Consider the following 10,845-nt stretch of genomic DNA (forward strand, 5'->3'; position numbering starts at 1 on the left):
TCCGGGGAGGATTATTTCAAATCGCCTTCTCGTAGATCCGGTAGGTCTTGTTGATCTTGCTCTCGATCGTCTCGGCGATCGCGTTCATCCCCTGATTGTCCTCGAGGATCCAGCCGATCTCGCCGCGGGTCGCGTGATATTTGGTGATCGACGCGCGGCGGATATATTCGATCATCATGAAGGCGAGCTGGCTGGCGAGGCGCGAGGCCTGCAGCCGTTTGACCACCCCCATCAGCGGCACGCGCATCTTCTTGACCTTGGGGATGCCGGTGAAGCCGCCATTGAGGCGCCACAGCAACTTGATGAAGCCGAACGGGAACAGATTGCCGTTCAGATCGGCCTGCATCTCGTTGAGATCGGGCCAGGTCATCATGAACGCCACCGGCTCGCCATCATATTCGGCGATCCGCACCAGATCGTTGAAGATGATCGGCTTCATCTTCTTGCCGGCGAACGCGATCTCGCTCGCGGTGAAGGGGACGAAGCCCCAATTGTCGCTCCAGGCATCGTTGAGGATGGCGAGGATCACCGCGGCTTCCTCGTCGAACTTCTTCTTGTTGACCTCGCGGATGCGGATGCGCGCATTCTTCTCGCCCGACTGGACGATCCGCTCGATCAGGGGCGGGAAGTTCTTCGTGATGTCGAGATCCCAGGTGTGGAGATCCTTGACGCCCTTGTAACCCCAGCTTTCGACCCACGCCTCGTATTTCGGATCGTCATAGCCCATCATGACGGTCGGGGCATGATCGTGGCCCTTGATCAGCAGGCCGGGCTCTTCCCAGATCGACATCGAGATCGGGCCCATCGAACGCGTCACGCCCTTGGAACGCAGCCACTCTTCGGCCTGCGCGATCAGCAGATCGGCGACGCCCTTGTCCTCGGCATCGAGATAGCCCCAATTGCCCATGTCGCTGCCGCCGCCCTGCACCTCGGGCATGCCGGTCCACATATGATCGATCGAGGCCGAGATGCGCCCGACCACCTTCCCGCCGCGCTCGGCAAGGTAGAGTTGCGCGATCGCATGTTCGAAAAAGGGGTTCTTGCCCGGCGTGATCAGGCCGTAGGCCTCGTCCTTGAGCGGCGGGATCCAGGCCGGATTGTCCTTGTAGAGCCGGAACGGCAGATCGACGAAGGCCTTGCGATCCGCTTTGGTAAGGACGGGCCTGAGGGTCACCGATGCTGCCATGCCGCTTTTTTCCCATCAAAAATTCGCGGCGGAGGCATGCGCGGATGAACGCGTCGGGTAAAGGGCCGATGCGGTCGGGTGTTGATTATATTCACGATTGGGGCAGCCCCCTCCGCTCGTGCTGAGCGCAGTCGAAGCACGTCTGCGGAACGTCCTTCGACTGCGCTCAGGACGAACGGTTTCGAATCAGCCCTGCCGGATCCGCGACGCCGGATGTCCCGTCGCCACCCCGCCCGAAAGCTCCGCTACCTTGGGATAGAGCTTCGCCACCTCGGGCGTGTAGCCGAGGTTGAAGACGGTCGGGCTTTTCTTGCGCTGCGAGACCTTCTCGTAGCTCGTCCCGAACAGGCGATCCCAGAAGAAATTGGTGATGCCGAAATTGCCGGTCTCGTCGTGGAAATGATGGGCCATGTGACGCTGCTTCATCATCACCAGCATCGGATTCTTCGGCGTGTAGGCCAGATGCTGGATGCAATGGCAGAATTCGTAGAAGCAGGTCATCAGCAGGCCCGACGCCAGCCCAGCCGCGGCGCCGCCGATGCCGCCGATCGCGTAACCGATCGGCGCCGTCGCGAGCACGATCGCGGGCAGCGTGGTGTGGAGCGCACCGAACAGGATCTCGAGGCGGTTCGGATCCTGGTGGTGATCGTAATGGATCCGCTTCCAGGTGGCGGCGAGCATCGGCACCTTGAACATCCAGCGGCTGTGCAGCACCCAGCGATGCAGGCAATACCAGACGAGCGGATAAAGGATGACCGCCACCGCGGCCGATGCGATCGTCGCGATCAGACCGGCCGGACGCGCGATCCAGACGCCGATCGAGACGACCGACAGCAGAAGATAGGCGATCACGGCAGGATACTGAAAATAGGCGACCACCAATTGCTTCATGGTCATGCGATCGAGATGATGCTCGCGCCGCCAGAAGGATGGTTTGATCGAAACACTGCTCACGCTCGGCAAATCCTTGAACAAGCTGACGGGTTCCCGCGGCCCCGTTCGGCCGCGACCCTCTTACTTCAGCCGACACTGCCGCGGCAATGCGGCGCTTTTGGGACGAGAAGATGCCCGTGAACGGCCGATACGAATGGCAGTGGCTTTTCGCGCTGCGAGCGGACATTTGGGGTGCATAACGAAGAACGACAAGGGAGGGCTTGGATGGCCGACGGATCGCGCGGACGCAGTGCGTCACCCGGATGGGCCCTGTTCCTGCTGACGGGCATATCGATCTGCGGCTTCATCGATCGCATCATCATGCAGGTGCTGGTCGAGCCGATGAAGGCGGAATTCCATCTGAGCGATCTCGATATCGGCTTGTTGGTCGGGCTCGCCTTCGCTTTCTTCAACGTGGTGCTGGGCCTGTCGATCGCGCGGCTCGCGGAGCGCCGGCGGCGGGTGTCGCTGGTCTGGTTCGGTACCATCTTGTGGTCGATCGCGACCAGCCTGTGCGGCGCGGCGAGCAGCTTCGGCGCGTTGCTGGCGGCGCGGGTCGGCGTCGGGGTGGGCGAGGCGATAGGGCTTCCGTCGACATCCTCGCTGCTGTCCGATTTCTTCCGCCCGGAGAAGCGCACCACCGCGATGTCGGTGTTGATGCTCGCTCCTCCTATCGGCGCCTTCCTCGGCTCGGCGGGCGGAGCGATGGTCGCGCAGGCTTATGGCTGGCGCTACGCATTCTACGTCGCCGCGATCCCGGGATTCATTCTCGCCTTGCTACTGGCGCTGACGGTGCGCGAACCCGAGCGCGGGGTATACGACCGGGTCGCGGCGGACCCGCAGGCGGTGCCGCCGCTCTCGGCCGTATTCGCACGGATCTGGCAACGACGCTCGCTCACCCATCTGCTGCTGGGCTCGACGATCGCATCGATGACCGGCTTTGCGGTCAACGCCTTCCTTGCCGCCTTCCTGCTCCGCCGGTTCGGTTTCTCGCTGCGTGACGCGGGCGTGATCTCGGGGCTGATCGCAAGCCTGCCGGCCTCGCTGAGCGTGTTCGGATCGGGTTGGCTCGCGGACCGCTGGGGCCGGCGCGACGCACGATATTACGGCTGGATTCCCGGCATCTCGCTGCTGATCGCCGCGCCGCTCTATGCGCTGGCGGTGACGCGCGACAATGCGACCATGGCGATCACCCTGCTGACGCTGAGCGCGATCGTCCAATATTGCTATCTCGGGCCCACCGCGGGCGTGTTCCAGAACATGATGCACCCGCGCATGCGCGCCTCGTCCGCCGCCTTCAACAGCCTCGTTTATTCGTTGATCGGCGGCGCGCTCGGGCCGCTGCTGATCGGCGGATTGAGCACTTGGCTGGGGGGCGGCGCGTCACCCGCGGCGGCCGGGATCGGGCTGGCGCATGCGATGGCGGCGATGACGATCTTCTATGTGTGGGGTGCCGTGCATTATCTGCTGGCGACCCGCTATCTTCGGGCGGATCTGGCGGCGCCGATCGATTAGGTCCACCATATCGTCACCCCGGGCGCAGACCCGGGGTCCCGCTTCTTATACGTCGCGGGAGAAAGAGCGGGATCCCGGGTCAAGCCCGGGATGACGGAAAAGGATTTGCTCCCCCTACTTCGCTGCCGGCTCCCACAATTCGATCTTGGTGCCGTCGGGATCGACGATCCACGCGAACTTGCCGCTGGGATCGCGGTCGTCGCGCTTCAGGATCGGGACACCCTTGGCCTTCAGCCGATCGCAAAAGGCGGAGAGATCGTCGACCGCGAAATCGAGCATGAACTCGCGGACCGAGGGATCGAAATAATGGGTCGCTTGCTTGAAGGCGTTGAGGGTCAGCACCGGCGGATGCTTCGGCGCGTCATAGGGCATTGCCGCACCGCCCCAATCCTCGATCTTGATCCCAAGCACATCGCGATACCAGGCCATCAACGCCTTGGGATCCTTGCTCCTGACGAAGATACCGCCGACGCCGGTTATGTGACCAGCGGGCTCGGCTGCCGGCGCGACGGTGGCGAGCGACACGCTCAGCAACAGGACCGGGATCGGGGTCAGTTTGCAGACGAACATCATGGTGCACGCTCCCGTCAGGACATTAGCCCGGTGCGGGACAGCCCACACCGCTATTGCGGCACGCCCAGCCCGAACATCGAAGCCGTGCTCAACCCGCCGCTGGAGGATGAACCGAGGTCGCTCCGGCCGCCCACGCCCGACACGTCGTTGACGAGCCGCTTCGCGGCCTCGGCCTGGACGCGGTCATATTCCGCCCATTGGGCCGCAGTGTAGCAGGTCGTCTGCGCGATGCGCCGCCCGGTGACCTGGTTGGTCCGACAGATCTTCTTGGGTTTGGCCGGTGCGGCAACCGGTGCCGCCGCAATTGCGGCGGCCGGCGAAGCGATGGTCGGAGCGCTCGCGTCTTGCGCCAAAGCCGGTGCGGCAACGAGCAGCCACGGGGCCGCGCATATCAGAAAACGGGTCATGGGCTCCCTCCTCTTGCGGTCTGACTCGCCGCCGTCTGCACCTTTACTAGAAGGCCGCGCCATAATCATTACATTATATTGGTAAGTCGCCGCGCAACAAAGACCGGCATTGACTGCGCGCGAGGCGAGGAGAGATATCCGCACGCCTGCCGAGTAGCGGGCAAGTTTCCGTCGAGGAGATTCGCATGCCCGTCGAAGGAATTGGCGGAATATTCTTCCGCGCGAAGGATCCGGCCGCGCTCACCGCCTGGTACAAGGATAATCTCGGGGTCGGCGCCGGCTGCGGAGCGGAAGAGGGCTTCGAAGCCGATGAATGGACCTGGACGACCAAAGGTGGCCCGGTCGTGTTCGCGCCCTTCGCGGCGGACAGCGATTATTTCCCGATGGAAAAGGCGTTCATGCTCAACCTGCGCGTCAGCGATCTGGATGGCGTCATCGCCAGATTGCGCGCGGCGGAGATCGAGGTGATCACCAACCCCGAATGGGATGGCGCCGGCATGGGGCGCTTCGCGCGGGTCTACGACCCCGAAGGCAATGCGATCGAATTGTGGGAGCCGGCCGAATAGCTTCAATCGCGGCGTAACACCCCCTAAGACATCGCGCGATGACGACCGTGGCGATCCTGCTTCTGCTGCTCGCGTGGGCGGGCATCGGCTACACAGTATTTGCCGCGCTGATTGTCGGCCGCTTCGATGCCGCGCCGCAGCCGCCGGCCGTCGCGGCCGAGCCGGTGACATTGCTCAAGCCGCTCTACGGCGCCGAGCCAAAGCTGACCGAGAATCTGGCAAGCTTCCTCGATCAGGAATGGGATGCGCCGATCGAGATGGTCGCGGGCGTGCAGCGTGCGGACGATCCGGCGATCGCGGTCGCACGCTCGCTTGGACCGGCCGTCCGCCCGGTCGTCGATCCCACCCCGCATGGCGCCAACGCCAAGGTCGGCAATCTCATCAACATGATGGCGGCGGCGCGCCACGATCTGATCGTGCTGAGCGACAGCGATATGGCGGCGCCGCGCGATTATCTCGCGCGTGTGGCGGCGGCGCTCGCGCAGCCGGGGGTGGGGGCGGTGTCGCTGCTCTATCGCGGGCGCGGCGATGCGGGATTCTGGTCGGATCTCGCCGGGATGGCGATCAGCTATCATTTCCTGCCGTCGGTGCTGGTCGCCCGGCTCGGCGGCAAGCACGAGCCGTGCATGGGATCGACCATCGCGCTCCGGCGCGACACGCTCGATCGGATCGGCGGCTTTGCCCGCTTCGCCGATACGCTCGCCGACGATGCCGCGATCGGCGCGGCGGTCAATGCGATCGGCCTCCACGTCGCCTGCCCCCGGCTGGTCGTGACGCATGGCTGCGTCGAGGCCAGCTTGCGCGATCTGATGCGGCATGAATTGCGCTGGGCAGCGACGGTCAAAGGGGTCGATCCGCGCGGCTATATCGGGCTTGGCGTGACGTATCCGGTGGCGTGGGCAATGCTTGCCTTGCCGTTCGCGCCGGTTCAGGCACTGGTCACGCTGACGGCGGCAATCGCGGCGCGGCTGTTTCTGATGGCGCGGGTGGACCGGCTGGCGGGGTCCCGAAGCGGGCAGAAACGCTGGCTGGTGTTGCGCGATTGCCTGTCTTTCGCGGTCTTTATACTGTCATTCTCCGTCCGATCGGTTGATTGGCGGGGGGTGCGCCTTAATATGGATAGGGACGGCCGGACGATCCGTACCCAGGGAGTTGAGAATTTATGATGCGTTCGCTTTTCATGCAGGCGCCCTCCTTCGATGGCTATGACGGGGGTGCCGGCGCGCGCTATCAGATGAAGCGGGAGGTCAAATCCTTCTGGTACCCGACCTGGCTGGCGCAGCCGGCGGCGATGATCCCGGGATCGCGCCTGATCGACGCGCCTGCGCACGATCAGAGCTGGGACGATATCAAGCACGAGGTCGACGACAAGGAACTGATCGTCCTCCACACCTCGACGCCTTCGTTCCGGCAGGACATCCACACCGCCGAACTGATCCGCGCCCGCAACCCCAGGGCTTTGATCGGACTCATCGGTGCGAAGGTGGCGGTCGAAGCGCAAAAGAGTCTCGAGGCTTCGTCGGCGGTCGATTTCGTCTGCCGCAACGAATTCGATTTCACGATCGTCGAGATTGCCGAGGGCAAGCCGCTCGCCGAGGTCGAGGGCATTTCCTATCGCGCGCCCGACGGGCAGATCGTCCACAATCAGGATCGCCCGATCCTGACCGACATGGACCAGCTTCCGTTCGTCTCGCCGATCTACAAGCGCGATCTCACCATCGAGAAATATTTCGGGGGCTATCTCAAGCACCCCTATGTCAGCTTCTACACCGGACGGGGCTGCAAGAGCCGCTGCACCTTCTGCCTGTGGCCGCAGACCGTGGGCGGGCACAATTATCGCGTCCGCTCGATTCCGCACGTGATCGAGGAGGTCAAATACGTCCTCAGGGAGATGCCCGAGGTCAAGGAGATCTTCTTCGACGACGATACGCTGACCGACAACCTGCCCCGCGTCGAGGCGCTGGCGGTGGAACTCGGCAAGCTCGGCTTCGGCAAACCCGGCTTCGGAGTCGCGTGGAGCTGCAACGCCAAGGCCAACGTGCCGAGGAAGACGCTCGAAGTGATGAAGGCGGGTGGCTGCCGGCTGTTGCTGGTCGGCTATGAGAGCGGCAACCAGCAGATCCTGCACAACATCAAGAAGGGCCTGCGCGTCGACGTCGCCAAGCAGTTCACCAAGGATTGCCACGAGCTGGGCATCGTCATCCACGGCACCTTCATCCTCGGCCTGCCCGGCGAGACGCTGGAGACGATCGAGGAGACCATCCGCTACGCGATCGAGATCAACCCGCACACGATCCAGGTGAGCCTGGCGGCGCCCTATCCGGGCACCTTCCTGTACAAGCAGGCGATGGAGAATGGCTGGTTCGACGGCACCGATCATCTGCTGACCGATGGCGGCACGCAGATCGCGCAGCTTTCCTATCCCCACCTTTCGTCCGAGGTGATCTTCGACAAGGTGGAGGAGATGTACAAGCGCTTCTACTTCCGTCCGCGCAAGATCGGCGCGATCGTGGGCGAGATGGTGCGCGACTTCGACATGATGAAGCGCCGCCTGCGCGAGGGCGTCGAGTTCTTCAGCTTCCTGCGCCACCGGAAAGAGGCGGCTTAGTGACATCAATTCCTCCCCGGACCGGGGAGGGGGACGAAGCACGTCGCCATGCCGGGGGCATGGCGAAAGGGCTAAGCCGGCTGCAAGGCAGCCGCGGGTCGCAGAGCGGTGGAGGGGGCGGCGGTGCAACCGCCGCTCGCGCGGCGGCCCCTCCACCAGCCTTCGGCTGGTCCCCCTCCCCGGTCCGGGGAGGAATTCGGCGGCTCATCGTCACGGCTGATGATTTCGGTGCTGCGCTCGTGGTCAACGAGGCGGTCGAGCAGGCGCACACAAACGGCATCCTCACCGCCGCCAGCCTGATGGTCGCGGGAGAGGCCGTCGATGACGCGGTCGAACGCGCCAAGCGCCTTCCGAACCTCGGCGTCGGCCTCCATCTCGTGCTGGTCGACGGCCGGCCGATGCTACCGCCCACCAAAGTGCCCGATCTGGTCGACGAAGACGGCCGCTTCCGATCGAACATGGCGATGGCGGGGGTGCGCTTCTTCTTCTCGCCGTGCGTGCGCAAGCAGCTCGCCGCCGAGATCGAGGCGCAGTTCGCGGCCTTCGCGCAGACCGGGCTGCCGCTCGATCATGTCAATGCGCACAAGCATTTCCATCTCCACCCGACCATCGCCGGGCTGATCCTCAAGATCGGTGCGCGCTACGGGCTCACAGCCGCGCGGGCGCCGGTCGAGCCGGCTTCGGTGATCGATGCGATCGAGCCGGTCGAGCGCGGGATCGCCGGCCGGGTCGCGGCGCCATGGGCGCAGGCCACCAAGACGCGACTGCAGAAGGCGGGGCTGACCGTGCCCGATCAGGTGTTCGGCCTCGCCTGGAGCGGCGCGATGACGGCGCCCCGCCTGCGCGCGCTGGTTGCAACCCTGCCGGTCGGCCTGTCCGAAATCTATTTCCACCCGGCCACCGCCGACGAGTTCAGCGGGCATGCAGATGGCTACCGTTACCGCGACGAACTCGCCGCGCTCATCGACATCGGGGTGCGTAACGAATTAATGGCACAAGGTGTCCGGTTAGGGCGTTTCGCCGATTTCGAGGGAGAAAGGGCAAGAGCATGAGCAAGATGGAACGGATCGCGGCAGCCCCGCCGGCTCCCGACGTGCCGGTCAAACCGGGCAGCAAGGATCATCTGGACCTGCTCTGCCATACATTGCTCGACACCCACGATCCCTACCGGCCGGCTCTGATCGAGTGGCCGAAGCTCGACGACGAAACCCGCAACAAGATCGTCTCGCTTCCGATCTGGGACATTGCGGTCGCCACCGAAGGGCGCGCCGGCATGAACGTGCGCACCTATGGCGAGGGGATCGCGGATCCCTTGCTCAAGGCCGCGGTCGACATGAATGCGTTCGAGGAGAGCCGTCACAAGCTCGTCCTCGCCGATATGGTCGCCGCCTACGGGATCGAGCTCGCGCCCGAGCCCGAATATAAGCGCCCGCGCGATCCCGAATTCGCCTTCATGCGCACCGGCTATTCCGAATGCATCGACAGCTTCTTCGGCTTCGGCCTGTTCAAGCTCGCCAAGGATTTGGGCTTCTTCCCCGAGGAACTGGTCGACACGTTCGAGCCGGTGATGCGCGAGGAAGGGCGCCATATCCTGTTCTTCGTCAATTGGGTCGCCTGGTGGCGGCGCAATATGCCGTGGTGGCGCCGCCCCCTGTTCGAGGCGAAGGTGATCGCGGTCTGGATCGCGCTGATCCTCGAGCGGATCGACATGGCCAAGGGCATGGGCGAGGATAATACCAAGGCGCAGGAGAATAATTTCACCCTCAACGGATCGAAGGAACTGGGGGTCGAGGTGACCTTCCCTGAACTCGCGCGCATCTGCCTGGCCGAGAATGACCGCCGGCTGGCGCCCTACGATAAGCGCCTGATCCGGCCGCGTTTCGTGCCCGCATGTATCCGGCTGGCATTGCGCTTCGCGGGAAAACCGAAGAAAGGCTGACCGCCTTTCGCCGCTCGTCCTGAGTGAAGTCGAAGGACGCGGAGTGGATCTGAAACGCACATGCCTGTCGACGTCGTCCCAAGCGAGCGGCCGGCCGCATCGGGCATGAGTGCGAAGCTGCGGTGGCCTTTGGTCATCGCCACCGTCATCGGGCTTGCCGCGGCCTTGTGGGCCTTGGGGCGCGAGGGCTTCGGGCAGGTGCTGGCCAGCGCCGTACGGACCGGGCCGGGCGGCTTCGCCCTGCTCTGCCTCGTCACGATCGCGACCTTCCTGCCGCTCGGCGGGGCGTGGCTGTCGGCGATAGCGGACATGCCGTGGCGCCGGATCGGGCGTTTCGCGTGGGCGCGTGCCACCCGCGATGCGGCCAACGATCTGCTGCCCTTCTCGCAACTCGGTGCCTTGGTGGTCGGCGCACGGACCCTGATGGCGGGCGGGATCGACCAGAGTCGCATCTATGCCGGCATGATCGTCGATCTCACCACCGAGATGGCGGCCCAGTTGCTGTTCACCCTGTTCGCCTTGTGGGCGTTCGGGGCGGCGCTCGCGGGGCCGCACAATGCCGCCCACTTGCTGCCGATCCTGTGGGCGGGGCTCGGCATCACGACCGCCCTGATGTGTGCTTTCCTGTTCCTTCAGCGCCCGGCCTTGCGCTTTGCCGCGTTCCTGGCGACGCGGATGCTCCCCAGCGCGAGCCTGCTGGCCGAAGGCGTCGGCCTGCAACTGGCCCTCTCTTATGGGCGACGTAAGCGCGTGCTGGTATCGTTCCTGCTCAACCTGGCAGCGTGGGGCGCCACGGCATTCTGGTCATGGTTGGCGCTGCATCTGATGGGGACCGAGACCAGCATATGGCGTGCGGCCGCGCTCGAAAGCGCGATCTTCGCACTGCGCAGCGCCGCATTCCTCGTACCCGGGGCGCTCGGTGTGCAGGAGGCGGGCTATGCCCTGCTCGCGCCTTTGGTGGGGATCGACCCGGCCGCGGCGCTGGCCTTGTCGTTGGTGCGCCGCGCGCGCGATATCGTCGTGGGGGTGCCGACCTTGCTGATATGGCAGGCGGGTGAGGTGCGGGGACGCCGACCCTTCCCGTCACCCTGAACTTGTTTCAGGGTCCACCGTGCGTG

At 64.6% G+C, this 10,845-nt stretch carries 11 protein-coding genes; 7 read left to right on the forward strand and 4 right to left on the reverse strand.

Annotation, left to right across the window (positions count from 1 at the left end; translation table 11 throughout):
* Positions 1-16: 16 nt before the first annotated feature.
* Together AB4Z44_RS17160 and AB4Z44_RS17165 are read right to left on the reverse strand one after the other, a co-directional pair.
* A complete protein-coding gene (locus tag AB4Z44_RS17160; protein WP_404710895.1) occupies positions 17-1,186 on the reverse strand; it encodes an N-acetyltransferase in 1,170 nt (389 codons plus the stop codon).
* A 186-nt stretch (positions 1,187-1,372) separates the two neighbouring features.
* Entirely contained in the window at positions 1,373-2,083 is a 711-nt protein-coding gene (locus AB4Z44_RS17165) for a sterol desaturase family protein (RefSeq protein WP_404714263.1), read from the reverse strand.
* Positions 2,084-2,344: 261 nt separating this feature from the next.
* On the opposite strand from AB4Z44_RS17165, the gene AB4Z44_RS17170 reads away from it, so the two are divergent.
* The gene (locus AB4Z44_RS17170; RefSeq protein ID WP_404710896.1) at positions 2,345-3,634 is read left to right on the forward strand and encodes a spinster family MFS transporter; all 1,290 of its coding nucleotides are present in this window, start codon (positions 2,345-2,347) and stop codon (positions 3,632-3,634) included.
* Between the two features lie 114 nt (positions 3,635-3,748).
* Here the strand turns inward: AB4Z44_RS17170 and AB4Z44_RS17175 are convergent, their stop codons facing one another.
* Both AB4Z44_RS17175 and AB4Z44_RS17180 read right to left on the reverse strand, forming a co-directional pair.
* Complete coding sequence (locus AB4Z44_RS17175; protein ID WP_404710897.1) at positions 3,749-4,207, reverse strand: VOC family protein; 459 nt, start codon at positions 4,205-4,207, stop codon at positions 3,749-3,751.
* A 50-nt stretch (positions 4,208-4,257) separates the two neighbouring features.
* Positions 4,258-4,614, reverse strand: a complete 357-nt coding sequence (locus AB4Z44_RS17180) for a hypothetical protein (RefSeq protein WP_404710898.1) — start codon at positions 4,612-4,614, stop codon at positions 4,258-4,260.
* Between the two features lie 185 nt (positions 4,615-4,799).
* On the opposite strand from AB4Z44_RS17180, the gene AB4Z44_RS17185 reads away from it, so the two are divergent.
* The 6 genes from AB4Z44_RS17185 to AB4Z44_RS17210 all read left to right on the forward strand — a co-directional run bounded on the left by AB4Z44_RS17185 (position 4,800) and on the right by AB4Z44_RS17210 (position 10,819).
* Positions 4,800-5,180 carry a VOC family protein gene (locus AB4Z44_RS17185; protein WP_404710899.1) on the forward strand — a complete coding sequence of 127 codons (381 nt, stop codon included), beginning with the start codon at positions 4,800-4,802 and terminating at the stop codon, positions 5,178-5,180.
* A gap of 38 nt (positions 5,181-5,218) precedes the next feature.
* Positions 5,219-6,346 carry a bacteriohopanetetrol glucosamine biosynthesis glycosyltransferase HpnI gene (gene hpnI, locus AB4Z44_RS17190; protein WP_404710900.1) on the forward strand — a complete coding sequence of 376 codons (1,128 nt, stop codon included), beginning with the start codon at positions 5,219-5,221 and terminating at the stop codon, positions 6,344-6,346.
* Positions 6,343-7,788 carry a hopanoid biosynthesis associated radical SAM protein HpnJ gene (hpnJ, locus tag AB4Z44_RS17195; RefSeq protein ID WP_404710901.1) on the forward strand — a complete coding sequence of 482 codons (1,446 nt, stop codon included), beginning with the start codon at positions 6,343-6,345 and terminating at the stop codon, positions 7,786-7,788. Before hpnI ends, hpnJ begins: the two co-directional genes overlap by 4 nt.
* A gap of 194 nt (positions 7,789-7,982) precedes the next feature.
* Positions 7,983-8,840 carry a hopanoid biosynthesis-associated protein HpnK gene (hpnK, locus tag AB4Z44_RS17200; RefSeq protein WP_404714264.1) on the forward strand — a complete coding sequence of 286 codons (858 nt, stop codon included), beginning with the start codon at positions 7,983-7,985 and terminating at the stop codon, positions 8,838-8,840.
* Positions 8,837-9,727, forward strand: a complete 891-nt coding sequence (locus AB4Z44_RS17205; RefSeq protein ID WP_404710902.1) for a ferritin-like domain-containing protein — start codon at positions 8,837-8,839, stop codon at positions 9,725-9,727. The genes hpnK and AB4Z44_RS17205 overlap by 4 nt, the downstream gene beginning before the upstream one ends.
* A 60-nt stretch (positions 9,728-9,787) precedes the next feature.
* Complete coding sequence (locus AB4Z44_RS17210; RefSeq protein ID WP_404710903.1) at positions 9,788-10,819, forward strand: lysylphosphatidylglycerol synthase domain-containing protein; 1,032 nt, start codon at positions 9,788-9,790, stop codon at positions 10,817-10,819.
* Positions 10,820-10,845 lie beyond the last annotated feature (26 nt).

Source organism: Sphingomonas sp. MMS24-J13, assembly GCF_044905095.1.
GTDB lineage: Bacteria > Pseudomonadota > Alphaproteobacteria > Sphingomonadales > Sphingomonadaceae > Sphingomonas_I.